The organism is Mongoliitalea lutea (assembly GCF_014652135.1).
In the GTDB taxonomy this organism is placed as follows: domain Bacteria; phylum Bacteroidota; class Bacteroidia; order Cytophagales; family Cyclobacteriaceae; genus Mongoliitalea; species Mongoliitalea lutea.
In genome coordinates, this window is sequence record NZ_BMYF01000007.1 from 60,982 (window position 1) to 85,405 (window position 24,424).

The following is a 24,424-nucleotide window of genomic DNA, read 5'->3' on the forward strand; positions in this document are numbered from 1 at the left end:
AGTTTTCTAAGAAACAATTGTCCATGCTCTATCTTAAATCCTTCACATTTAATCCCTTTCTGGAAAACACGTACATCGTATATGATGACAGCAAAAAGGCCGTCATCTTTGATCCTGGCTGTTATGAAAAATACGAAAGGGATGAGTTGACATTTTTTATCCATGATCAAGAATTAGAAGTAGTCGCTTTGATCAATACCCATTGCCATATAGATCACGTTTTGGGAAATGCTTTTATAAAACAGACTTATGGAGTCCCTTTATGGATTCACTCCAAAGAAAAACCTGTTTTAAAGTCGGTTTCTGTATATGCCCCAAGCTATGGTTTTCATGCCTATCAAGAAACAGAAGCCGATGAATTATTGGATAATCATCAAACCTTCAAAGTAGGCAATGAGGAATTAGAAATAAGGTTTGTGCCAGGTCATGCTCCTGGTCACTTGGTGTTTCACCATGCTGGTACAGGCATATGTATTGCAGGTGATACGCTTTTTCAGGGAAGTATTGGTAGAACGGATTTACCTGGAGGTGATCATCAAACCCTCTTGCAATCAATCCGACAAGAAATGTTTACATTGCCAGATGAAACCAAGGTATATCCTGGTCATGGTCCTTCAACTACCATTGGATTTGAAAAAATCCATAATCCTTTCGTAGGCAAAAACGCACGATTTTGAGCATCAAAAAACATATCCCCAATAGTTTAACCAGTTTAAACCTATTTTCAGGCATGGTAGGTATATACTTTGCCAATACTGGAAATTTGGAATGGGCAGCTTATTGCATTTTTATTGCAGCGGTTTTTGATTTCTTGGACGGGTTCGCCGCCCGATTGCTTAGCGTGAGCAGCGAAATAGGCAAGCAATTAGATTCGCTAGCTGACCTCGTTACGTTTGGTGTACTACCAGCATTTATCTTATTTCAACTTATCCAAACTCAAACTTCCATTGATTATTTGCCCTTTGCAGCATTTCTAATTGGAATTTTTTCAGCTATCCGATTGGCGAAGTTTAATATCGATGAGCGGCAATCGGATCGGTTTATAGGTGTACCTACCCCTGCTAATGCCTTATTGATAGCAACCTTACCATTTTTAATTCAGCGATTTGGAGCTAGTGTTTCCTTTTTGGAAAACCCCTTTGTACTAGTGCTACTAGCGGTTATCATGTCTTTGTTATTGGTGGCAGAATTGCCCCTAATTGCGTTGAAATTCAAAACAAAAGGATGGAAAGGCAATGAATTTCGGTTCATACTGATTGGCTTAGGAGGATTATTTCTTGTCAGTCTAGGCTGGGCAGGTGTTCCTTTACTAATTATTACTTATATTGTGTTGTCTGTAGTGGAGGGAATAGTACATAAGAATGCACAGTAGCTTACGATTTTGTTTCATAGTTTGGGCCTGTTGGCTAGGCACCTTGGCTAGGGCTCAGGAAGTTTTTGTGAAATTTCCTGTTACGGCAGAAGGCATGTATGCTATTAGCTTGGATGATTTGCGCCAACAAGGCTTTCAAAACCTATCGGAAGTAGGTATTTTTGGTCAACATGGACCCCTTGAACAATTGATAACGGAAGAATTCAGGGAACTGAATCAACTCCCAAGCCAAATCTTGGGGAATAGAATCATTTTTTATGCACAAGGACCTCACCGGATTGAATCTTCTGAACACTCACTGCATCTTCATGCTAATCCATACTCAGACACCTTATATTACTTGGTAGGCAGGACAACTCAACCGAGAAGAATCACCCTTGCAGCAAGCCCCATATCTAATAGCCCTGCAATCAGTCAGCTTTCTTTTGTTCAGTTTCGGAAATGGCAAGAAGACAACATTCTAAATTCAGGCAGAAGTTGGTATTCCCGTCCTTTCTTTGGTGGACAGACTTTTACGTTTACACTAGCTCTGCCAAGCAAGCTGGGGAATACACACCAATTATTCGTGCAATACTTAGGACAAGCGATTTCAGAGAACCGTTTTCAAATAAGTATTGCTGGTCAAAACTTTGAAACATTTACCATACCCCCAATCCCAAATACTACCTTTGGTATAAAAGGTATTGAATCAAAATTTCAACGTCCAGTAACTTTTTCAGGTCAAGAACTTCAGGTTCGGACACGTTATGAATCTGCTGACTTCAATGGTGCCGGCTTTTTAGATTTTGCTATACTGGATTCACAGACGCCAATTAGTAATCTTACCAACGCCGTCTACTGGCATAGGGGAAGCCCGGGTAGAATTGTTACTTCTGAGAATCACATTTTTTGGAAAATTCGCCCAAATTTTGATGTATCATTAATTGAAGGTGAAGCCGAATTACAAACAAATGACCGTCTTGCTGTTTACCAAGAAAATCAAATTCCAGTCATTCGAAACTTTGTCAAGGTAAATATGGAGGCTAGAAGATCGCATCAACAAGCCGAATTACTAATTATCACCCATCCAATCCTTTTAAGTCAAGCTAGCCGATTAGCCAATCATAAACACAACCGGGGTGTGTCTACATCTGTCGTATTAATTCAAGACATCTTCGACGCATATGCTTATGGAAATAAAGATGTCACAGGTATTCGTAATTTCATAGCTGATAAGTACCATTCAAGTGGCAATGTCAGCAATGTACTGTTTTTTGGTAAAGGCACTTATGATTACAAAGGACTCTTTCAAGGTAGACCAAACTTGATCCCAATATATACCTCAAGAAATAGCTTAAACCCCCTGACTACCTATAGTTCAGATGATTACTTCGGTATGTTAGAATTAGGCATGGGTGCTTGGGAAGAATCAATAGCAGGAGATACACCCATGCAAATTGGTGTGGGTAGAATACCTGCTATTAATACCCGGGAAGGACGGGAGGCAGTAGATAAAATTATTTCCTACGAAAACCCTGAATTAGCGCTAGGCAATTGGAAAACTCAACTAGCTTTTGTGGCAGATGACGGAGATAACAATATCCATGTAACAGATTCAGAAAACCATATTCGTTATTTGGAAGAAAACCATCCTGAATTTTTTATACAGAAAATCTATTTAGATAGATTTGAACAAACCCAAGATGCGTCAAACAGGCAGCGATCCCCTCAAGCCCAAGAAGCCTTTAGAGAAGCTATTGAAGATGGAGTTTTATTTTTAAATTTTATCGGACATGGAAATGAAAACACTTTAACAGCAGAAGAGATTTTTACTGTTTCACAATTAAACGATTGGAGAAGGCACCCCCACTTCCCTTTGATTATTACGGCTACCTGTGAATTTGGCAGGCATGATAGTCCGCTTTTACGTTCTGCTGCTGAAGAACTACTATTTGCTGATGGTAAAGGAGCTATAGGCCTATTGACCACCGGCAGACCTGTATTTTCTTCCATCAATTTCCGCTTAAATAGTGCATTTATCCAAGCAGTCTTCAAACAAGATGATGGAGAATGGCGTGATTTAGGCACCGTTTTTAAACTAACAAAAAACAATAGCCTCAATGGAACACTCAACAGAAACTTTTCTTTGTTAGGCGACCCGTCCCTCAAACTAGCTTTACCTGAATTGAGAAGCCGGACTGAACAAATCAATGATATCCAATTGGAAACAGAAATATCAAGCGTATCTGCCGGGCAATTGATTAGTGTTAAAGGTTCTATTGTAGATCCTTTAACCAGTGCTCTCATAGGAAATCAACATGGAGCATATGAGTTATTGTTCCTTGATAGAGCTTCTGAGTTTAGTCTTTTAGGGAATGAAAACCCACCAATGACTTTAAAAGAACGAAATAATTTTCTTTTTCAAGGGAAAGGCCAGATTATAGATGGAAGATTTAAAGCAGAAATTTTTATCCCAAGCCATATGGATGAAACATTAGCGAATGGACAAATAAAAGTATTCGCTAGTTTAAACAATGGTATGGAAGCATTTGGCCATGACGAAGTGGGTTTAGAAGGAAGATTTAAAAATGATGGTGATAAAGAGGGCCCTCAAGTGGTCATGAAGTTTGGTCTTGAAGAAGACCCTTCTGTCCGAGTCTTTGAAACAGCATTTATTCCAATATTGATTGAATTGGAAGACCAAAGCGGTATCAATGTACTCTTTACAAACCCAACAAAAAATATCGTGTTAACAATTAATGGGGATCGATCTATCATCTTAAATTCTGAATATAGGGCACTGGATAATCAGTTTAGGAAAGGTATTATCCGGACAGCCTTAAATGGTTTAAGAGATGGTATAAATGAACTGCAATTAGAGGTCTGGGATAATGTAGGTAACCAAACAATTTTCAATCTATCAATAGAAATTAAAAACACCAACCAGCTTAGAATAATCGAACTACTGAATTACCCAAACCCATCAACAACATTTAGTAGATTTAGAATTGTACAAAATAGACCAGGCGAAAACCTAATTCTAAATTTGCGTGTTTATTCTTTGTTGGGACAAGAAATATATACCGAGGAAAAACGTTATATTGGAGCTGAATTTGTGATCGATGATTTGGAATGGAAATTTTTCCAAAGACAGACAAAATTTCCAGCGAAAGGAACTTATATTTACAAATTACAGCTGACCTCTGAACTCGATGGTAGTTCTGACAGTAGGTCTGGAAAAATACTGATTAGATGAAAATAAGTAATAAATCATTTCTGAAGGGTTGGATTTTTTTTGGAATCACATCACTTTCTTTTGCTGTGAAAGCACAAAACTCTTCTTTGATTTCGGGGCAAGACCCAAATAACCGCGTTATTACAACGGCGGTTCCATTTTTGAATTTTGCTCCAGATAGCAGACACTCAGCAATGGGTGATGCAGGTGTAGCATCTTCCCCAGATGCATTCTCTGCTCATTGGAATGCCGGTAAATTAGCATTTATTAATAATGATATGGGATTTTCATTGTCTTACTCGCCTTGGCTAGGAAGGCTTGTTAATGACATGTCTGTAAGTTACTTAACTGCCTATAAACGTATAGACGAGGTATCTGCTTGGGGCTTAGACATACGTTATTTCAACATGGGTGAATTACAACTCACTGACGGTAGAGGAAATGAATTGGGGGAGTTTACTCCAAGAGACATTGCAATTGGAGGAACATATTCAAGAAAACTTTCTGATAAACTTGGCTTAGGGCTTTCTGCAAGATTCATTCATTCGAACTTATCCGGCAATATTTCATCAGCGGGTGGAGCTGAAAGTAGACCAGGTATTACCGTTGGTACAGATGTGGGGCTTTACTACTCCAAAGACATCTATCCAGGCGATAAGTCAGGCACCTTTTCTTGGGGTTTGACCATTTCAAACATAGGTCCAAAAATCACCTATAACAGTGCTGAGGATTTGGATTTCATTCCGACCAATCTTAGAGTCGGCGTAGGTTACTCCATCAACATGAATGATTTCAATAAAATCACCTTCTTATTTGACGTAAATAAATTGATGGTACCTTCTCCTCCTATCTTTAGAAGAGACGAGAATGGCTTGATTATCATGAGACCTGATGGTACCCCTGATATAGAAGCAGGAAGAGACCCTAACAGACCTTTACTTTCAGGTATGTTTGGTTCATTCTTTGATGCTCCTGGTGGATTCAGAGAGGAAATTCAGGAATTAATGATTTCTGCAGGAGTAGAATTCCTACACAAAGAAATGTTTGCATTGAGAACAGGGTACTTTTATGAAAATCCAAATAAAGGTGGGAGACGTTTCTTTACTATGGGGGTAGGTTTTAAATACCAAGAAAAATTCAACTTTGACTTCTCTTATTTGGTTCCACAAATTCAAAACCACCCGCTTGGAGAAACATTGCGTCTTTCACTAAGCTATAATATTCCTACTAGATGAGTTTAGACAGATCTATTGCTCCTGCATTTGTCATACCGGAGGAGATATCATTCATACAACCGATGCAAAGGACTCTACCCAATGGAGTCCGTTTGTATTTTAACCCTACACCTTCTATTGGAGCTGTAAGGATCGAAGTTAACGCAGAGTCTCTTCGAGGTGAACTGAAAATTGCTAAAAAACTGGTTTCTTTCTTTACCCTCCACATGTTGTTAGAGGGAACTAAAACCAAGACAGCTTCCGAATTGGATGACTTTTTTGATTACTATGCATCTGAAGTCGAAATTATATCCAGCTTTGAACATCAAGGCCTTGCCCTACTGACTACCAAAAAACATTTTTCTCAAGTTTTCCCTGTATTTAGAGAGCTGATGACTGAGGCTGTTTTTCCTGAGAAAGAACTTCAAAAGCGAAAGTCTCAAAAAGCACTTAACATCAGCATACAATTCGAGAAGAATGCAATCCGAGCTTCTCACCTGTTTCGCCAACAGCTCTTTGGCGACTCTCATCCGTATGGGATGATTTCCACTGAACAAGATGTGGAATTGATTGAGCGAGAAGATTTATTGGATTACTATCAAAACTATTTATGGGTCAATACAGAGATTTTCGTTACTGGAGATTTATCAGAAACCGACTTACAGTTGATTGAATCCATGCTGGGAGATTTACCTGTGCACATGTATGACAGCACTCCATCGGAATTCAGCAACATGGGTAATGAAATCTTTATTGAAGCTCGTGAAAAGTCCGTACAATCAAGTATTCGGCTAGGGTGCCATTTAATCCCCAAATCTAACCCTGATTATCATGCATTAGCTGTATTTAACACTTTTTTGGGAGGTTACTTTGGAAGCCGATTAATAAAAAATATCCGGGAAGATAAGGGGCATACGTATGGCATTTATAGCAGTATTGGTAGTCTTAGAAGTGCTGACTATTGGTTAATTGCAGCAGACGTTAAAAAAGAATTTACATCAGAAGTAATCGATGAGATTTACAAAGAAATCGAAATCCTTCAGCATCAAGCCATCCCAAAAGAAGAGTTGGAAACAGTCAGAAATTACTTGATAGGGAATCTGCTATCTTCCTTCAGTTCCTCATTTGAACTCATCACCCGATTTAAAGGAATTCATCAAGCTGGATTAGATTTGAGATTTTATGAAGATCGCTTTGAATTTTTGAAAAAATTCACTGGAGAGGATATTCAAAAAGTTGGAAAACGTCTGATTCAAAAAGATTGGTTTGTTGGAACTGTGGTAGGTTAACTCTTCCACAGCCTTTGCTTCCACTCTATCACTAAAGATAGATCCCATTGAATCTGGCTTATCAATCGGTACCCTAGCAATTGAAGGCTGGGTATACCTAGCTCTTCGGCTAGTCCAATCAAATCTTTCGCAACTTTAAAATTCGCAGAAAAAGCTGCCATTTTCAATTCATACATCACACGAACTTTTAGAGCTTCCTGCTCTTCCTCATTTCGATTCATCGCTAGGATTTTTCTGCAAACTTGATAAGTAGAAGGTAACATCTTAGACTGCCTTGCCTGGTACTGCTGGGAGGAAAAAGAAAACGGATGGATGTTCTTCTTCACACCAATTTCTCCTGTATAAAAAAGAGGATACTTTCTGCTCATACGCACCATCAAATCAAAATCTTCGTAGTTCAATGATTCATCATAAAACCCTTCTTGACGAAATTTCTCCGAGGAGATAACCAAGGATACAGATGATATGGGATTACCCTTAACAAGAGATTGATAAATATCACCTTCAAGAACTATACTATTCAACGTACAATCATAAAACAACTTGGTTTGCTTTGTTACTTGATTCACTAATTCAACATTGGAGAATACAGCCCAAGCATTAGGTTTTTCAAGTAACTTCTTGACAGATACTTCTACATGTTGTGGAAATAACATATCATCCCCAGAAAGGTCAATAAAATAAAGACCTTTAGTTTTTCTGAATACATTATTAAATGAGTAACAGTAGTTTTCAGTATTTGAATATGAAATTATTGAAAAGCTTATTGTTGAAGGACATTCTTCCAGTACTTTTTGGCAAACATGTATACTGGAATCACTGCTGCCATTATCTATTACAAATAATTCAATCGAAGGATAGGATTGATTAAAAACACTCCTCAAAGAAGCTTCAACAGTCTTTTCTTGATTAAAAACAGTACAGATAATAGATACAAGCGGAAGCTTTTGACTCACAGGTTCTTGCTCCATATAGATTTTGTTTGATAAGTATTAGAAAATTTACTTTTAAAAAAAATTAGGGAATGATTTGCATGTTTACCCAAATCAGATGAACCCAGGTCTATAAAATCTACTTTAAGGGTCTTGCCTAATTGAACTAAATACTCTAACATATATTCTCCTAAATTTTTCACAGGAACATTAGAATCAAAACCCGAATATGCATAATAAAGTGAATTTGAAGTTAGTTGGACAGCAAGTGTATGTGCTACCATGTTACCTTTATAATTAAGCGAAATGTGGAAGTACCGCTCTGGAAACTGTGAAATTTGAATTGCCAAAAGTTCTATTGGAATCAGCGAATCATATCTTTTTTGTTGATTCCATAATTGTATCTGATTCAAAAATTCCAAAGATATTACTGGCCCATATGAAATTTCAAGTTTTTCATTTCTAGACAGTTTTGAACCAAATTCTTGCGCAAGCTTCTGTACATTTTTTTTCCCTTCAATCATTTGATGTATAACCATGCTTTTGAATTCAAAGCCTTGGATATGAAATATGTATTGGATTAGGTCTGAATGATGCTCATAAGCTAAAGGAGGCTGTAGAATAGTAAGCTTTTTACAGGATAGATTTTTAAGTTCTTGGCAAATATATGCCAACCAGTTCTCCAAAATTAAAGAACCTACTTTTCCGATAACCCAAACCCCTCCAAAAGGAAGATTTGGTAAAGAAATTGCTTCTTTTTCAATAGAAATAGAGATGTAGCAAAAGGCCCTCACTTTTCCATTTTTCACTATTGTAGCCTTGTAAAGTGGTTGCGGACTAAATTGGATAAGAAAAAAATCTTCTTTTTGATTTATTACCTTTTCAAATTTAAAATCAATTCCAATATTCATAATGCTTCTTTAATTGAATGATATTCTATTTTCTTCAATACAATTATATTCCTCAAATCGCAGATCATATTCAGCACTAAAAGAATACCAGATTTTCTTTCAAAGATGAAGGTACTCCTCAATAGTACCTATTGGAGGAACTTTAATCCAAAATTTCAGATTTGCTGTCATATTAACCAAGTTTTCTTTTCTATAAATGAGATAGATCCTATTGCATTTGCTTAATGAGGAAAGTCAATCAAGTAAGGAGTTTAAAACTTAATTCATAGCTTAAAATTACGCTTATCAGAGAATAAATGGCTTAAAAAATTCTTAATTCTTACTTTTGCATGCACCAATTATCAAAGCCTTGGAAGCAACAGATAGTTACCTAACCTTAGCAGGCACATCCGAAGCCATTTTCAAAGAGAAGGGAAGCAAGTTTCTTGCCTTTGCATTTCCTGTAACCTCAGAGGATGACATCAAAGAAGCCTTGGAAGACCTTCGAAAAAAATACTTTGATGCAAGGCATCATTGCTATGCCTATATGCTAGGGCAAGAGATGAAAATATTCCGGGCAAATGACGACGGTGAACCCAATCACTCCGCAGGCGACCCCATTCTTGGACAGATTCGTTCACATAATTTGACTAATGTATTGATAGTGGTGGTCAGGTATTTTGGGGGTACAAAATTAGGAGTCAGCGGATTGATTCAGGCTTATCGTACAGCTGCTGCCGATGCAATAGCAGCAAATACCATTATCACAGAAATCGTCTGTGCTACCATTACTTTTTCCTTTGATTACATTGAAATGAATGCCGTTATGAAAATCATCAAAGACTATCAATTAGAGATTATTGATCAGATTTTTGATAATACCTGTCAAATGAAAATCAAGGTGAGGGAGGCATTAGAAGGAGAGGTTCTCGCAAAACTTGAAGAAATTGCTAGGGTAGATTAGCGATTAAACAAGGTATCTAAATAGCCTTGGTACTGCAATTTTTTGTAAATCTCCAGACATGCCCAAGCATCTGTTGCCGCGTATACTTGCTGTTTGCTTGTCAACTCTAAGGCTTCCCAGTTGGACACCTGCTCATTTTTACTGATCCGGATATTCAAAACCATTCCGCAGAGATTTCTCACACCTACATTTTCAAAACCAACTTTCTTCAATTCTTCGTTGAGGTCAAAAAAACTCTTGGGCTCAAAACCAATGGAAATTTTTTTCAAGGCCCGCAGGTCATCTAAGACCGCTGCACCAACTTTGACAATTTCAGGATTTTCCAAAATTCGTTGGATGGGCTTGGGAAGCCCAACTTTATTGAGCCTGAAAAGAAAAGCCTGATCTGTGGTAGCCAATTGTAACAAGGAAACCTGATACTGAACTCCTTTACGGAATGCAGGCCTTGTCTCCGTATCAAAACCCAAAATTTGTACACCTCGAAGCTGTTCTAAGACTTCCTCTACCTGATCTAAGGCTTCGACAAGGATGATTTCACCTTCAAATTGACCAAGGGGTAATTCATTAATCTCCTCTTTGCTGATACGCATAGGAATCATACCGCAAACTCTTTTTTAATCTCCAACATTTCCTCCTCCGAGTAATAGTTAATTCCCAATTTCAAATACCCATAAAGAATTGTCATAAAGGGCGATATGATATTGAAAAAACAATAAGGTGCATAGGTTAGCGTCGCTACTCCCAGCACAGAGGCCTGTGTAGCTCCACAGGTATTCCACGGAATCAATACAGAAGTTACTGTAGCCGAATCTTCCAAGGTACGGCTCAAGTTTTCTCCTTTCAATCCTTTTTTACGATAAATATCTGCGTACATTCTTCCAGGAACCAAAATCGCCAAGTATTGATCCGATGTGGTGACGTTGAAAAACATACAAGTAGCAGCTGTAGAAGCAATCAAGGAACCTATGGAGTGCACTTTTGCGATCACGGCTTCTGCCAGCACTCTCAACATGCCACTTTCTTCCATAATCCCTCCAAAAGCCATCGCACACAAAATCAACCATATAGTATTCAACATTCCTGACATACCTCCCGTCACCAACAATTCATTGACTACCTCGTTACTCGTCACGATACTAATCTCTCCGTACAATGCCATCATCACCGCTTTGAAAGAGTGAAACGCATAATCCACCGCTTCTGTATTGGAAATTGTCAGGATAATTTCGGGTTGGAAAATAATGGCAAATACACCACCTAATACTGCACCCGAAAGTAACGCAGGAACGGCAGGTACTTTTTTGATAATCATCCCCAACACCACCAATGGCACAATAAATAGCCATCCATTGATATTGAAGGTATCCACAATGATGGCTGAAATTTCTTTTACCTGATCCACAGAGCCCTCTGCACCTGCTGTAAACCCAATTACACCAAAAATAACCAAGGTGATTAAAATGGATGGGAAGGTAGTTTTGGTCATATGGCGTATATGGGTAAATAAATCTGTTCCCGCCATAGCAGGGGCAAGATTGGTGGTATCCGAAAGCGGGGACATTTTATCTCCAAAATAAGCACCGGAGATAATCGCTCCTGCTATAATCCCTTCTCCAAAACCCAATGCTTTCCCGATTCCTAAAAGTGCTACTCCAACTGTAGCAACTGTGGTCCAACTACTTCCTGTAGAAATCGATACAATCGCAGAAACGATACATGCAGCAATCAAAAATATGGTAGGATTAAGAATCTGCAAACCATAGTAAATCATCGCAGGTACTATTCCACTCAATAACCAAGTACCCGCCAAAGCCCCTATCAATAACAAGATCAAAATACTGGACATGGCTGAAGAAATACTCTTAACAATCCCATCCTGCAGATGCTCCCACTTGATTTTCAATCGGAAAGTAGCAACCATGGCTGCTACTGCTGATGACAATACGAGTACCACTTGATTGGAACCCGACAATCCTTCTGTACCAAAAATCCAGATGTTGACTACCAATAAAATGATCAAGAATAAGATCGGAAAAAGCGCTTCCGACAAGGTGGGTTCTTTCCGTTGAACAGCCATTCAATAGGTTTTAAAATTTTTGAAAACTGAAATTAATAAAATTTTACCAATGTAACACGATTAAAGTAAATCTACCAACTCACTTGCTGTCTGCCAACCGATCGCCACACCCATTCCACCAAGTCGTACAGCACAGAAGGTGCGCTCATTAATTTGTTCAATGATAGGCATTTTGGTAGAGCCAAAAGCCATAATACCTGTCCACTCAAGATCTATCTCTATTGATTGATTGGGTAGAATTACTTCATCCAGGAGTTTGACCAAATAATCATGAATAAGCGGATTAATTTCAAAATTTTCTGTTTGTTCGCCTGTATAGTCCTTGTTTCTTCCTCCTCCCAGCAGTAATCGATTGTCAATACACCTAAAATAAACATATCCTTTATCATAGTGAAACGAACCTGACCAAGGCAATGGATTATCTAATGGCTTGGTTACAAAAACCAGCCCTCTTCCAGGAACAAGTTCCAAATGGCTTAGAAATTTCCGCGTAAATGCATTGGTACAAATCGCAAGTTGATTCGCTTCAAAAGTCCTTTCTCCGCCATTCGCCTCTTTTACAATCAACAGTCCTTCCTCCTGATCAATATCCATTACCTCGGCACCAGTAAGAATAAAAACACCCAAACGCTGAGCTTCCTGCCAAAGACTTTGGATAAATTTCCCCGTGTCCAGCTCTCCTTCAAACTGATTTTTGACTACAGCTCGGACAGAAGGACCGAATCTAAATTGCCCGATATTTTCCACCTTTGAAAAAACATCTGCTTGAAACAGCGGAAAAAGAAATTGATTGATTTTCTTCATGCTATCCAAAGCAGGCATTTCGGCATCGGTAAAGAGTTCAAAACCACCTGTATGCTGATAGCCCAAGGATTCATCTCCAAATCTTTCCCGAATAGCACACAATCCCTTGTATCTTTTTTCTACTGTGGCCAGTACCAACTCATCATTCATCACCTGCAAGTCATCTAGTATCTCTGTGAGACTGCCAAAACAAGCAAATCCCGCATTTTTGGTACTTGCCCCTGTTGGCAAGAGGCCTCTTTCCAGCACCAAAACCTTTCTTTGGGGATACTTTTCCTTATATTGGATAGCTGTGGACAAGCCAACAATGCCGGCACCTACGATCACCAAATCGTATTTTCTAAAATTTTTCCATTCCCAATAACTCCACATACAGCAATATATTTCAATTTGTAAAGGTGATTGTTTAACTTGTAAGCTATTCTACAAATAAACTCAAAATCACCTGATAACCCATGAGAAAAATTGATGATTTACTGCATGAATATGGTTTAAGTCACCAAAACGAAACCAATAAATTAATCCATTGGATATGCGTGCCTGCTATTTTCTTTAGTATCGTTGGTTTGATTTTCTCGATCCCAGCAGGGCCTTTACCAAATCTACTCCCTTTCTTGCACGGCTTTGCTAATTGGGCCACGATTACCTTGATTATTGTCCTTTTTTATTACGTGTCCATTTCTCCTCCATTAGCTTTAGGAATGTTATTCTTTTCAGCTATTTGTTTAGCATTAGCCAACTTTATCCAGCTTTCACTTGATATTCCACTATGGTTAGTCAGTGTAATTATTTTTGTACTAGCATGGATTTTCCAATTTTACGGCCACAAAATCGAGGGGAAAAAACCATCGTTTCTAAAAGACGTGCAATTTCTCTTAATCGGCCCTGCATGGTTAATGCATTTTATCTATAAAAAATTAGGCTTGGCTTATTAAGCCCATTTAGTAAAGCTGCAATAAGCAGTAAGCCTGGTAGTTTACATCATAGAAGAGGACAATAAGCTCAAAATTCTAAGTAGAAAACTACCGGGGTTTTTACTGATTTTTTAAAATTCGAAGATTTATCCTGCACAGATTAGCCTATTCCCCGAGAAAGCTTGTATTTTTAACATTAGTAACCACAAATTTTTATTGCATGCTACAATTAATACTCGCAGCCGCAGAATTACCCATGCTTTCAGATCTAGTATGGATCTTTGGATTAGCTACTTTGGTAATCTTGGTCTTTATGCGCTTCAAGGTACCTACCATTATTGGCTTTTTATTTACAGGAGCTCTCGCAGGGCCATATGGCTTATCACTCGTACAGGCGTCAACGACAGTTGAGGTACTTTCAGAGATAGGAGTCATCTTATTACTATTTGTGATTGGAATGGAGTTTTCCCTCAAAAGCCTGATGGCCATCAAAAAAGCAGTTTTTATTGGGGGGTCCTTGCAGGTATTTATCACAATTGCTGTGACCACCTTTGTATCCTATTTTTTAGGATTTGACTGGAATGTGGCTGTTTTTATTGGCTTTTTGATCTCACTTAGTAGTACCGCGATCGTCTTAAAACTCTTACAAGAAGCAGGGCAAGTCAATACGATTTCGGGAAGGACAACACTCGCTGTTCTCATTTTTCAAGATATTGTCATCGTACCTTTGATGTTATTAACTCCCATGCTTGCTGGAGAGTCTGATAATGTGGCTTTATCATTGGTATTGATGCTGGTAAAAGGAGTTGCCGTCATAGCAATTACCATCTTAAGTGCTAAATACTTAATGCCTCAATTGCTGTTCAGAATTGCCAAGACAAGAAATGAGGAGTTATTCCTATTAAGTATTATCGTCATCTGTTTTGCTATTGCTTACTTGACTTCTTTGTTGGGATTGTCTCTAGGATTAGGAGCATTCCTTGCTGGATTGATTATTTCTGAATCGGACTATTCCCATCATGCTACTGGTAAGATCTTACCATTTAGGGAGGTATTTCTCAGTTTCTTCTTTGTATCTGTGGGGATGCTTTTTGACATTACTTTCCTGTATTCCAACATTCTAATTATTTTAGGTTTAACTGCCCTGACATTCTTCGTCAAATTTATCATTGCAGTAGTATCGGTCAAGTCAATCGGTCAAAATCTGAAAGATTCTCTCATCGTCGGTTTTTCAATTTTTCAAATCGGTGAATTTTCCCTTTTGTTAGCAAAAGAGGGTATGCGGTATAATCTCTTAGACCCAGAGACCTACCAGTACTTTTTGGCTATTTCCATTCTTACAATGACCCTGACTCCATTTCTCCTCAATAACCGGGAGAAATTAGCCTTCAAAATTATTAACCTACCTGTTTCGAGCAGACTTAATAAACGCTTCAATATCAATCCAGCAACCACGATTGCCATCAATGAGGAAGAACTGAAAGATCACTTGGTAATCATAGGATATGGCTTAAATGGAAGAAACCTATCTTTGGCAGCCAAATCAGCCAAAATCCCTTATGCCATTATTGAGATGAACCCGGAAACAGTCAAGGTGGAATCTTCCAATGGTGAACCTATTATCTATGGCGATGCGGGCAATGAAGCTGTATTGGAGCATGTAAATATCAATAAGGCTAGGGTAGCAGTCATTGCAATCTCAAACGCAGATGCAACCAAACGGATTGTAGCCACCATTCGACATATGACTTCCAATCCTTATATCATCGTAAGGACTCGTTATGTCAATGAAATTGAAGAAAACATCAACCTTGGTGCGGATGAAGTGATACCAGAGGAGTTTGAAACATCCATTGAAATCTTTTACAGAGTTCTGGATAAGTACTTAGTGGCCAGACATGACATTGAAAACTTTACCGAAGAAATCCGCTCTCATAATTACGAGCTTTTCCGAACTCCCCTTAGCCCTAAACCTCAAATGAAAATCGATCTTCCAGACATTAATTTTGTTTGTCTGAAAGTTGAAAAAGATAGTGGTCAATACATCAATATTCCCTTGAAGGATGCAAGACTACGAGATAAACTCGGTATCAACATCGTAGCAATCAAGCGAGATGGGAAGACGATTACGGATATACAAGCTGACCAAGAGCTCCGCTATGGAGATGCCGTGTATGTAGTTGGCAAACCAGATGCTATTGAGGAATTGGAAAATGAACTTGAGGTAGATTGATTTAATCCATCCACTTTACTTCTGACACCCTTCTGAGGGATGCTTGGTTGAATGGATAATGAATCGTTTCCAAGATTGATTTCTTTTCCTGTGCTGTTAAGCGCCAGTTTAGAGAAGCCCGTTGAATGTCTCGGAGATTAGTGGGAACCTCACCACCAGCATCGACAATCCCTCTTTCTCTTAAAAACTCTTCTGTGGAGTATTCAAACTCTATACGTTGTATATGAAAAGGGGCTTTTTCTTTAAATCGCGTAAACAAGGCTTCATTATGGAGTGTCTGCACGTTATCCCAATTCACATAGATATTTTGAAGAGGTGTGAATAACTTTTGAAGAAACCTTGGGTTGGGCTTTTCCTTGATTTCTGTAAATTTCTCAGAATCCCTGATGGTCACTAAGATTACTCCTGAAGTATTTTTGGTAATCCAATCTCGAAAGATATGCATAAACTTCAAGGCATCCTGTACACCGAAATTATCAGACAAGCCAGCGTCCATCGTCTCCATCCGAGGATTAGTAGGTAACTGCACATTAGGTGTGATAAAGGGAAAAGAAGCGCCCATGCGTAAAGCAGAAATGAAGCGTAGCTGCATCGCATCCTTTTCAACAAAAAATCGCTGAAAATCTATTCCCTGATTTTTTTCATTCCACCCTTCCAAGCGTTCATCCGAAATCGCCAAAAAAGACATGGGGGTTGGTGAAATAATGAGTTTTCTTCCATCATTGGTAATCAAAGGGGTGATCGGCAATAAAGGAATAAGCGCTTGCCTTTCCGGACCTTGATAATCCGAAATCGGCTTATCCAAGACCCCTTTTGTATTGATGCTCAACTGATTTTCAAAAGCAAAGCCTCGATCTTTTAAATATCGCTTCCCATCAAACTCAGCATATTGAGTTCTGAAAATCAAATCATTGACCAATAAAGAGAAAATGATAGGATTGAGATTATCTGCTGCAATTTGATCCAAAAACTCCGGTGTGAGATAGGAACTAGTAGGATTTAATTGGTGTCTCAAATACAGTTCTCTAAAAAATGCCGCTCCAATCATGCCACCTGATGCGCCAGTGACCATTTGGGTATGCTTAAAAAGATTTTCATCAGAAGCGAGCTGCATCTGTTGCAATACATGCAAAGTCCATAAGGCTGAACGCTGCCCTCCCCCGCTTGTAGCAATAAAAACCATTTTGGGATTTTTATCCGCAGGAAACTTCCCTCTCCAATTATTCAGAACCTTCAACATGTACTCCTTATCTAATTTGACGGAATCCTCATGTAAATGTGCGCGGATTTGGTCCATATTGTATGCTAACGGCTCACCGCTATAATCCATCCCGAAAGCAGCATGTGGACGATTGAATAAAGGGATGTCAGAAAAATAATTGAATAAAATCAACGCTCCCAGTACGGCAGGAATCGCCCAACTTCTCAGCCAAAATGTAATCGCTCCTATCATCATGGTCAAGATAGCCATCAATAAAATAGCGCTCGCAGCAGCAGGAATCTGAACATATGGATTTTCCCTAAAAATACTCAGCAGGAATATGGAGCTTATCAATACTGTCTGTATAATGACCAGGTTTAGGTGATTTTGATCAAAAACTTTCAACAATTTTTGAGCTTCAAACTTGGACAAATCCTGACGAACAGGAATGAAGTTAAAACTGATATCGAAATAATAAAGTACTTTATCTCTGCTATGTTGCGTATCTTTAATTCTACGGAGCATATTCGCTCGTGGTATTTTAGTTTTCCGCAGTCTTTTTTCTACCGAATCTGCAAATAAGATGAAAAAATCTTTGTTGGTAGCCCCAAAATAGACAAGCAAGATGATGTAGGTAAATAAATTACCTATAAGAAAGCCTAAGATCAATTTCCAAACCGCTTGTTGGGTATCTACCTCATTATTTTGCTGAAATTGAAAAATCGCGATCAAATAGATGACATGAAAAATTACAGGGATTATAGAATTATTCAGACAAAATTGTAAAAATGGCCGATTAGAAACAGCCAGAAACTTAAATCTAGCACCATCCAAAATATAAGTAGTCATCTGAAAAGCCATGGTAAAAATGGCAAGGGTAACACCCACAATAAAGAAGCTTCTCCATGAAACCTCATTGAGGTATTCAGGATCTAAAAAGAGGAAAGGAATACCTAGCACCGTCCCAAAGCTCTGTACTACAATTAGAAACAGTACAAACCAAAAAGACAGCAACAGCAGGTTCTTTTTTAGGTGTAAAAAGAATAACTGCACAGGAAAACTGTATAAAAACTTATCCCACATGTACACTTTTGATCATATTGGAATATACGAGAAAAGTTTAAAATAAATCTATTGGATTCCTTTTGTTTTTCATTGTGGCTTTTCACATTATGCCTTACCTTCGCTTCCTTAAATGAATAAACATGAGAGTCTGGTTTTTGTGCAAGGTAAAATACGCCAAAGAAAATGAACAAGGGTTGCTTAAAAATGTCTCTGAGCAATATTTGGTAGATGCAGTATCATTTACGGAGGCAGAGGCACGTATTTATGATATGTTGGGTTCCACTATCCGTGGAGATTTTCAAGTCACCAATATCAGTAAAAGTAATTTTGTCGATGTTTTTCCTTATGAAGACATCGATATTTGGCATAAGTGTAAAATCACCTACACCGTAGCAGACGGAGATAGTGGAAAAGAAAAAAAAGTAACCCAATACATGTTGGTTACCGCTCACGATGTGAAAGAAGCGTATGAGCGTATTCACGAAAGTCTCAGCAACATGTTGGTTACATTCCGTGTACCCGATATTACTGAAAGCCCAATTGTGGAAGTTTTCCCTTACGAACATGAGGATGAAGAATTATTGCCTCCTCCCCCATCCAATTTGAAGCCTTTGAGCGAAGTGAAAGCAGAGCAAGAGCGAAGAGAGGCAGCAAGGCAAGAAACACAAGAGCGTTTGGAAGCTATAGAAGAGCCAAAACTCGTTGAATATGAAGAAGAAGAGGAGGGAAATTTAGATAATTGATTTTTCGTCCACCTATGAAAAAAAAGGGAGCTGATTGATATCAGCTCCCTTTTTTAGTTACTCGTCTTCACAGCAGATTTTTTGAACTGTGGACGTTCGTACACAGAAATTGGATCAAATTTATCATCAATATCAACTCCTGAAAGGTAATCGTTCAAAAACTCCCTTACCTCTTGGAAAGATAGGTTATGAAGAATCTTGCCATTTTTTGCTAATGAAACCTGTCCTGTTTCTTCGGACACTATCAATACCAAGGTATCTGTAGCTTCAGACATCCCGATTGCTGCCCTATGACGCAATCCAAACTGTGCAGGCACATCCCGCTCAGTCACCGGAAGAATACAGCGTGCTGCTTTTACCTTTCCATTGTAAATGATTACGGCACCATCGTGTAATGGACTGTATTTGTTAAAAATGGATATTAGCAAACGCTTGGAAAGAATAGCATCCATCAAGTCTCCACTTTCCGAATAAAACTTAAGCTCAGAGTTTCTGGAAAGTACCATCAAAGCCCCTGTATTGGTTCCTGAAAGTGACTTAGTGGCTTCTATAATCGGACTGATATTAAATGCATTAGACTCCCGCTTTCTCCAAAATAACAATTCTTGCCAGATACTTTCATTGGACAGAAAGGAAGACTTTCCGATAATTAATAAGAACTTCCGAATTTCCGGTGCGAATATGATAATGGCAGCAATCACACCCACTCCCATAAACTGCCCTAAAATGATGGTAAGCAGCTCCATTCGAAGGGCATTGACAAATAAATAAACCAAATAAATGGATAAGAATCCAAGAAAAATCTTGATGGCTACGCTTCCACGCAACAGCTTATATACTTGATAAATCAAGATACTGACCAACGAGATATCAATAAGATTCACGATGGAGATTTCTAAAAATCCTATTTTAAATAAAAAGATCAATGGTATACTTGTTTATATAATTCAATGGTTTGTTTCGCTTCCAATACGTCGTGTACTCTCAAAACTTGTGCCCCACTTATCAAAGACACCATATGAAGTGCAGTAGTTCCATTTAACGAATTTTCAGCATTCACACCTAATTTTTTGTAAATCATAGACTTCCTTGAAAGCCCTACTAAAATTGGCCGTGAAATATTCTTAAAATAAGATAAATTTTTCAGAATCCAATAGTTTTGCTCTAAAGTTTTTGCAAATCCAAATCCTGGATCCAAAATTATATCCCGAATTCCTGCTGCGATACATTCCTGATTTTTTTTGTGAAAAAACAGCAACATCTCTTTTAGAATATCCTCATATGTTGTCAGGTTTTGCATGGTCTGAGGATTGCCTCGCATATGCATAGCTATATAGGGAACGTTCAGCTGACCAACTGTTGGGATCATGGCTGAATCCAATTCTCCGGCAGCTATATCATTTACGATATCTGCACCTGCATGGACTGCTTCTTTGGCAACTTTGGCACGAAAAGTATCTATTGAAATCCATTTTTCTGGAAATTTTTCTTTGATCAAGGATACCGCCCAAACTGTACGCTGACACTCTTCATCTTCTGAAACCTCTGATGCACCAGGACGAGTACTGTATCCACCAATATCGAAAATATCAACGCCCTCTTCAACCATTTGAGTAGCTTTCTGTAAAAGTGCAGCTTCTTCCAATTTAACTCTACTACCTTCAAAGAAAGAGTCAGGAGTCAGATTTAGAATCCCCATTACTCTGGGCTCATCCAACAAAAAAAGCTTTCCTTTGGATTGAAGTGTTATTTTTGATGTAAAAGATTTATCTTCGATTTTCGAAGAAAGAAGAGAATTTGAACCCATTAAACTGAAAACCTTTGAAAACGCAAACTATCAGCGAATATAATGAAGTTATCACCCATTGTAAAGAACTTTTTAAGAAGAAAACCTTGGATTATGGAACTGCCTGGAGAATCCTAAGACTTCCATCTATTACAGATCAAATTTTTATCAAGGCACAACGTATCCGGTCCATCCAAGAAAAAGGAAACCAAAAAGTAAATGACCCGATTGCAGATGAATTTATCGGCATCATCAATTATTGTATCATCGCATTGATTCAATTGCAACTCCAACAGGATGAACGCTTGGAAATTCCTTTTGATGAATTGGAACCACTTTATGACCATTGGGCCAATGCAACCCGAGGCTTGTTAGAAAATAAAAATCATGATTACGGAGAGGCTTGGCGAGATATGCGGGTATCTTCCATTACTGATATCATCTTAATGAAATTGTACCGGGTAAAACAAATTGAAGACAATTCCGGTAAAACCTTGGTATCAGAAGGCATTGAAGCCAACTACCAAGATATGATCAATTATGCAGTTTTCTGTTTAATCAAATTGAAAGACCATGCTTAAAAATACGGCAATCTTACTTGTACGCTTATTTGTCGGAGGCGTTTTCATCTTCTCAGGAATGATCAAAGTCAATGACCCTGTGGGCACTGCCATTAAGCTAGAGGAATACTTCGATGTATTTTCCAATGACATTGCCTCTTTCTTCCACATATTCAAAGATATCGCCTTACCATTAGCAGTATTTTTGGTGGTATTGGAGGTTGTATTAGGGGTCATGATAATCGTAGGTTCACGGCTAAAATGGACTTTGTACACGTTATTAGCTTTGACAGTCTTTTTTACATTTCTGACATTTTACTCTGCCTATTTTAATAAAGTCACCGATTGCGGATGTTTTGGAGATGCCATCAAACTCACTCCTTGGGAATCTTTCACCAAAGACATCATACTTTTGGTCCTACTGGGTTTTCTATTCATTTTCAGAAAAGATCTAGGCAACAACAGTCCTACCTGGGCATCCTGGACCACACGAGTAAGCTTGGTGCTTTCGTTTATTTTAGCAATCACCGCCATTCGAAACCTTCCATTCATCGATTTTCGAGCATACAAAGAAGGGGTAAACATTCCTGAAGCAATGTTACCGTCTGCTCCATTGCAATACGAATATGTTATGACCAAGGATGGAGATGAATTTGTATTTGAATCTTACCCTATGGAGGACGGATACGAGTTTGTTGAAATGCGCCTTGTAAATGAAGATGCACTACCAAAAATCACTGATTTTGCTATTTGGAATAGTGAGGGAGATTTTACGGAAGCGATTCTGCAAGGAAATCAAGTCTTGATTTTGATTGCTAATAGTAGGAAATTAAATGTTGCCGACTTAAGAAAGATGAACGATTTGGTAGAAGAACTCGCCAATAGTCCCATTCAGGTTTCGCTGATTGCTGCATCTTCTCAGGAAGAAATAGATGCGCTCATGCGTCAGATGAAATGGGATATCCCTACCTATCAAGGAGACGCTACTGTAATCAAAACTATCATGCGACCCAATCCAGGAATCATGTTGCTTCAAGACGGTACAGTTTTAAAAAAATACCATCACAGGAACACTCCTTCTGGCTATGATGTCAAAAGTCTATATGTTCAATGAATCGACCAACCCTTAAAATCGTTTTGGTAGGCCTTCCTGGCTCAGGAAAGTCGACTTTTGGAAAAAAATTGGCGATGGAGCTCAACTTCGCCTTTATTGACTTAGACGAATATGTGGAGGCGAAAGAAGGTAAAAGCATTCCAAGTATCTTTTACGAACATGGTGAAGGTGCTTTTAGAAATCTAGAAACTAAGTATTTAAATGAAACATTAGATTTAATTGAAGGCTTTGTTTTATCAACAGGTGGTGGCACGCCATGTTTTAATGACAATATGGAGCTCATCAATACAAAATCAATCTCCGTTTTCTTAGATATTCCGATCGAAACAATTCACAAGCGACTATTGCATTCAGAAGGTGACCGCCCACTTTTTAATGGTCTCGACAGTACCGAACTTAAAACCAAGCTAGAAGACTTGGCACAGATACGAACACCTTATTACAATCAAGCAAAAATAAAGCTCAGTGGAGAAGAAATCTCTACTGAGCTTGTACTATCTGAGCTTTTAGGATTTTTTAAAAGTTGATTCCGAAAGTTAAACTTCCCGAGTTGATCGTATTCCTAATTTCTGTTATTGGACCTATGTTAATTCCGTTCTCAATAAAAGGAAAGGAATTATACAATTGATCAAACATCATGACTGAATACGAGAAGTCAATATAAAACTTATTGAATCGTACGCCAGCACCACCAGAAAATTGTTGTGCAGATCTATCGAAGTCTGAGGTTCTAAATGGATCTCCATAGAATCCATAACCACCTCTTAATCGGAAAATATCTTTTCTAAATTCCCCACCGAAACGGTAATTCACTGTCTGACCGTATAAGCGTCTTATCTCCAAATTGTCATCTGATGGATTAAAATCTCTGGAATTTATTCTGGCTGTACTATAATCTAAGAAATCAACGTCTGCCGTCAAAAACCCATGCTTTCCAACAAAGAAGGTAGCTCCACCGCTCACTCGTAAAGGAGTATTCAAGTTAAAAGTACCCAAAACTATATCTGTCCGCGCCTCTTCTCTTCCAAGCGTAATGTTTTCAGGCTCAAAAAAGAAGTTGTCAAACAAATTCACCATGCCTGCTTCATATTGCTCATTGAATCGATACCAAGTAGGTGATTGGAAATTAAATCCAATATTCACTTGATCTATCGGCTTGTAGATTGCACCAAAATTCAAACTCACTCCACCTCCGGTCATTTCCAGAAACTCTGTAAGGGTTGAAGTAATCAATGGTTCATTAAAGAATTCTTCTGTATACCTTCTATCTCTTCGGAAGTTAGCAGCTGTAAACATTACCCCTGCCCCTACGAACAGTTTGTTGTAAAAATTGGCTCCATACGAGAAGGTCGTTTGAGAAGTTCTACCCGTAGTTATGATCGTTTCATCCTGAAATGGAAAGCCGAGGACAAATGAATCATACTGAGTAGGGTTTGTGATAGGACTACCACCTTGATCCACAGTTATAGGGTTAATCAAAAAAGTTTCGTAAGCTAGGCCTGTTAATCCTGCATTTTGGATCTGGCTTTCAGGAATTCCATTAGACCTTTGTAGGAAAAAGTCAATGATTGAAATATCCCCTTCAATATCTGAGAAATACCCAAAGTCTGTATTGAAATAATTACTTCTATTGAAGCTGATACCAAAGGAACCACCTCTAAATGCTCCGCTTTGTAAGGGACCTTTTGGGTTAGCAATGACTACTCCAATATTTGGTAAGGCAAAATTGCTTGTTCTATTTTCCTGTACTTGATCCAAAAAATTGGATTCTGTGATCCAATTATTGATCGTAGGAGTCATACTGAATTCTGATCTTCTAAAGAATCCCAAACCTGCGGGATTCATATGAATATTAGAAATATCTCCTCCTAAGGACATTTGAGCTCCTCCTAAGCCGTTGATACGGGCGGAACCTGAGGAACGAAACTGACTGAAACGTAAAGCATCTTCAAAATATCCGAATTGTGCAAATGCCTGTTGATAATCAAAGACATACATCACAAGGATCAAAAAAAAGATTTTTAAGATTCTCATATAGGTTAATGAATAGTA

Annotated in this window: 21 protein-coding genes; 12 read left to right on the top strand and 9 right to left on the bottom strand. The window is 38.4% G+C overall.

Going from position 1 to position 24,424, the window contains the following annotated elements; genetic code table 11:
* The first annotated feature begins 23 nt into the window (after positions 1-23).
* The 5 genes from IE080_RS07015 to IE080_RS07035 are packed head-to-tail and all read left to right on the top strand — an operon-like array spanning position 24 to position 7,089.
* Positions 24-677, top strand: coding sequence for an MBL fold metallo-hydrolase (locus IE080_RS07015; protein ID WP_189579867.1), 654 nt, complete (start codon positions 24-26; stop codon positions 675-677).
* Positions 674-1,372, top strand: a complete 699-nt coding sequence (gene pssA / locus IE080_RS07020; RefSeq protein ID WP_189579870.1) for a CDP-diacylglycerol--serine O-phosphatidyltransferase — start codon at positions 674-676, stop codon at positions 1,370-1,372. Before IE080_RS07015 ends, pssA begins: the two co-directional genes overlap by 4 nt.
* Positions 1,362-4,607, top strand: coding sequence for a type IX secretion system sortase PorU (porU, locus tag IE080_RS07025; protein ID WP_189579873.1), 3,246 nt, complete (start codon positions 1,362-1,364; stop codon positions 4,605-4,607). The genes pssA and porU overlap by 11 nt, the downstream gene beginning before the upstream one ends.
* Positions 4,604-5,821 carry a type IX secretion system outer membrane channel protein PorV gene (gene porV / locus IE080_RS07030; protein ID WP_189579876.1) on the top strand — a complete coding sequence of 406 codons (1,218 nt, stop codon included), beginning with the start codon at positions 4,604-4,606 and terminating at the stop codon, positions 5,819-5,821. Before porU ends, porV begins: the two co-directional genes overlap by 4 nt.
* On the top strand, positions 5,818-7,089 hold the full coding sequence (locus IE080_RS07035; protein WP_189579880.1) for a M16 family metallopeptidase: 1,272 nt from the start codon (positions 5,818-5,820) through the stop codon (positions 7,087-7,089). Before porV ends, IE080_RS07035 begins: the two co-directional genes overlap by 4 nt.
* On the opposite strand, the gene IE080_RS07040 is transcribed toward IE080_RS07035, so the two are convergent.
* Positions 7,086-8,060, bottom strand: coding sequence for a glycosyltransferase family A protein (locus IE080_RS07040; RefSeq protein WP_189579883.1), 975 nt, complete (start codon positions 8,058-8,060; stop codon positions 7,086-7,088). The genes IE080_RS07035 and IE080_RS07040 overlap by 4 nt on opposite strands.
* On the bottom strand, positions 8,042-8,932 hold the full coding sequence (locus IE080_RS07045) for a hypothetical protein (RefSeq protein WP_189579886.1): 891 nt from the start codon (positions 8,930-8,932) through the stop codon (positions 8,042-8,044). Before IE080_RS07045 ends, IE080_RS07040 begins: the two co-directional genes overlap by 19 nt.
* 325 nt (positions 8,933-9,257) lie before the next feature.
* Here IE080_RS07045 and IE080_RS07050 point away from each other — a divergent pair, with 325 nt between their 5' ends.
* Positions 9,258-9,875 carry an IMPACT family protein gene (locus IE080_RS07050; RefSeq protein ID WP_229800541.1) on the top strand — a complete coding sequence of 206 codons (618 nt, stop codon included), beginning with the start codon at positions 9,258-9,260 and terminating at the stop codon, positions 9,873-9,875.
* Here IE080_RS07050 and IE080_RS07055 read toward each other — a convergent pair.
* The 3 genes from IE080_RS07055 to IE080_RS07065 are packed head-to-tail and all read right to left on the bottom strand — an operon-like array spanning position 9,872 to position 13,128.
* The gene (locus IE080_RS07055) at positions 9,872-10,474 is read right to left on the bottom strand and encodes a 3'-5' exonuclease (RefSeq protein WP_189579889.1); all 603 of its coding nucleotides are present in this window, start codon (positions 10,472-10,474) and stop codon (positions 9,872-9,874) included. The two genes, IE080_RS07050 and IE080_RS07055, sit on opposite strands and share 4 nt — an antisense overlap.
* Positions 10,471-11,952 (bottom strand): Na+/H+ antiporter NhaC, encoded by a 1,482-nt coding sequence (nhaC, locus tag IE080_RS07060; RefSeq protein WP_189579892.1) that lies wholly within the window; start codon positions 11,950-11,952, stop codon positions 10,471-10,473. Before nhaC ends, IE080_RS07055 begins: the two co-directional genes overlap by 4 nt.
* A gap of 60 nt (positions 11,953-12,012) precedes the next feature.
* Positions 12,013-13,128: an NAD(P)/FAD-dependent oxidoreductase gene (locus IE080_RS07065; protein WP_189579895.1), complete on the bottom strand. Its 1,116-nt coding sequence runs from the start codon at positions 13,126-13,128 to the stop codon at positions 12,013-12,015.
* 83 nt (positions 13,129-13,211) lie between these two features.
* Between IE080_RS07065 and IE080_RS07070 the strand changes: the two genes are divergently transcribed.
* A complete protein-coding gene (locus tag IE080_RS07070; protein WP_189579897.1) occupies positions 13,212-13,691 on the top strand; it encodes an Mpo1 family 2-hydroxy fatty acid dioxygenase in 480 nt (159 codons plus the stop codon).
* Positions 13,692-13,890: 199 nt separating this feature from the next.
* Positions 13,891-15,903, top strand: a complete 2,013-nt coding sequence (locus IE080_RS07075; protein WP_189579900.1) for a monovalent cation:proton antiporter family protein — start codon at positions 13,891-13,893, stop codon at positions 15,901-15,903.
* A 1-nt stretch (position 15,904) separates the two neighbouring features.
* Here the strand turns inward: IE080_RS07075 and IE080_RS07080 are convergent, their stop codons facing one another.
* Complete coding sequence (locus tag IE080_RS07080; RefSeq protein WP_189579903.1) at positions 15,905-18,187, bottom strand: patatin-like phospholipase family protein; 2,283 nt, start codon at positions 18,185-18,187, stop codon at positions 15,905-15,907.
* A gap of 122 nt (positions 18,188-18,309) precedes the next feature.
* Here IE080_RS07080 and IE080_RS07085 point away from each other — a divergent pair, with 122 nt between their 5' ends.
* Entirely contained in the window at positions 18,310-18,912 is a 603-nt protein-coding gene (locus IE080_RS07085) for a DUF4494 domain-containing protein (RefSeq protein ID WP_189579906.1), read from the top strand.
* A 53-nt stretch (positions 18,913-18,965) separates the two neighbouring features.
* Here IE080_RS07085 and cdaA read toward each other — a convergent pair whose 3' ends face one another.
* Together cdaA and folP are read right to left on the bottom strand one after the other, a co-directional pair.
* Entirely contained in the window at positions 18,966-19,838 is an 873-nt protein-coding gene (gene cdaA / locus IE080_RS07090; RefSeq protein WP_189579909.1) for a diadenylate cyclase CdaA, read from the bottom strand.
* On the bottom strand, positions 19,835-20,719 hold the full coding sequence (folP, locus tag IE080_RS07095) for a dihydropteroate synthase (RefSeq protein WP_189579912.1): 885 nt from the start codon (positions 20,717-20,719) through the stop codon (positions 19,835-19,837). Before folP ends, cdaA begins: the two co-directional genes overlap by 4 nt.
* 14 nt (positions 20,720-20,733) lie before the next feature.
* On the opposite strand from folP, the gene IE080_RS07100 reads away from it, so the two are divergent.
* Genes IE080_RS07100 through IE080_RS07110 form a run of 3 tightly spaced genes read left to right on the top strand, consistent with a single transcriptional unit; the run spans position 20,734 to position 22,899 of the window.
* The gene (locus IE080_RS07100) at positions 20,734-21,279 is read left to right on the top strand and encodes a DUF1599 domain-containing protein (protein WP_189579915.1); all 546 of its coding nucleotides are present in this window, start codon (positions 20,734-20,736) and stop codon (positions 21,277-21,279) included.
* Positions 21,272-22,372 carry a BT_3928 family protein gene (locus tag IE080_RS07105; RefSeq protein ID WP_189579918.1) on the top strand — a complete coding sequence of 367 codons (1,101 nt, stop codon included), beginning with the start codon at positions 21,272-21,274 and terminating at the stop codon, positions 22,370-22,372. The genes IE080_RS07100 and IE080_RS07105 overlap by 8 nt, the downstream gene beginning before the upstream one ends.
* Positions 22,369-22,899: a shikimate kinase gene (locus IE080_RS07110; RefSeq protein ID WP_189579921.1), complete on the top strand. Its 531-nt coding sequence runs from the start codon at positions 22,369-22,371 to the stop codon at positions 22,897-22,899. The genes IE080_RS07105 and IE080_RS07110 overlap by 4 nt, the downstream gene beginning before the upstream one ends.
* Here IE080_RS07110 and IE080_RS07115 read toward each other — a convergent pair.
* On the bottom strand, positions 22,889-24,406 hold the full coding sequence (locus IE080_RS07115; protein WP_189579924.1) for an OmpP1/FadL family transporter: 1,518 nt from the start codon (positions 24,404-24,406) through the stop codon (positions 22,889-22,891). The genes IE080_RS07110 and IE080_RS07115 overlap by 11 nt on opposite strands.
* Positions 24,407-24,424 lie beyond the last annotated feature (18 nt).

Excerpts from the sequence above, each read along its gene's own strand:
- IE080_RS07015 (WP_189579867.1), top strand. The coding sequence starts at position 24 with ATGCTCTATCTTAAATCCTTCACATTTAATCCCTTTCTGGAAAACACG.
- porU (WP_189579873.1), top strand. The coding sequence starts at position 1,362 with ATGCACAGTAGCTTACGATTTTGTTTCATAGTTTGGGCCTGTTGGCTA.
- porV (WP_189579876.1), top strand. The coding sequence starts at position 4,604 with ATGAAAATAAGTAATAAATCATTTCTGAAGGGTTGGATTTTTTTTGGA.
- IE080_RS07035 (WP_189579880.1), top strand. The coding sequence starts at position 5,818 with ATGAGTTTAGACAGATCTATTGCTCCTGCATTTGTCATACCGGAGGAG.
- IE080_RS07040 (WP_189579883.1), bottom strand. The coding sequence starts at position 8,060 with ATGGAGCAAGAACCTGTGAGTCAAAAGCTTCCGCTTGTATCTATTATC.
- IE080_RS07045 (WP_189579886.1), bottom strand. The coding sequence starts at position 8,932 with ATGAATATTGGAATTGATTTTAAATTTGAAAAGGTAATAAATCAAAAA.
- IE080_RS07055 (WP_189579889.1), bottom strand. The coding sequence starts at position 10,474 with ATGATTCCTATGCGTATCAGCAAAGAGGAGATTAATGAATTACCCCTT.
- nhaC (WP_189579892.1), bottom strand. The coding sequence starts at position 11,952 with ATGGCTGTTCAACGGAAAGAACCCACCTTGTCGGAAGCGCTTTTTCCG.
- IE080_RS07065 (WP_189579895.1), bottom strand. The coding sequence starts at position 13,128 with ATGTGGAGTTATTGGGAATGGAAAAATTTTAGAAAATACGATTTGGTG.
- IE080_RS07070 (WP_189579897.1), top strand. The coding sequence starts at position 13,212 with ATGAGAAAAATTGATGATTTACTGCATGAATATGGTTTAAGTCACCAA.
- IE080_RS07075 (WP_189579900.1), top strand. The coding sequence starts at position 13,891 with ATGCTACAATTAATACTCGCAGCCGCAGAATTACCCATGCTTTCAGAT.
- IE080_RS07080 (WP_189579903.1), bottom strand. The coding sequence starts at position 18,187 with ATGTGGGATAAGTTTTTATACAGTTTTCCTGTGCAGTTATTCTTTTTA.
- IE080_RS07085 (WP_189579906.1), top strand. The coding sequence starts at position 18,310 with ATGAGAGTCTGGTTTTTGTGCAAGGTAAAATACGCCAAAGAAAATGAA.
- folP (WP_189579912.1), bottom strand. The coding sequence starts at position 20,719 with ATGGGTTCAAATTCTCTTCTTTCTTCGAAAATCGAAGATAAATCTTTT.
- IE080_RS07105 (WP_189579918.1), top strand. The coding sequence starts at position 21,272 with ATGCTTAAAAATACGGCAATCTTACTTGTACGCTTATTTGTCGGAGGC.
- IE080_RS07110 (WP_189579921.1), top strand. The coding sequence starts at position 22,369 with ATGAATCGACCAACCCTTAAAATCGTTTTGGTAGGCCTTCCTGGCTCA.
- IE080_RS07115 (WP_189579924.1), bottom strand. The coding sequence starts at position 24,406 with ATGAGAATCTTAAAAATCTTTTTTTTGATCCTTGTGATGTATGTCTTT.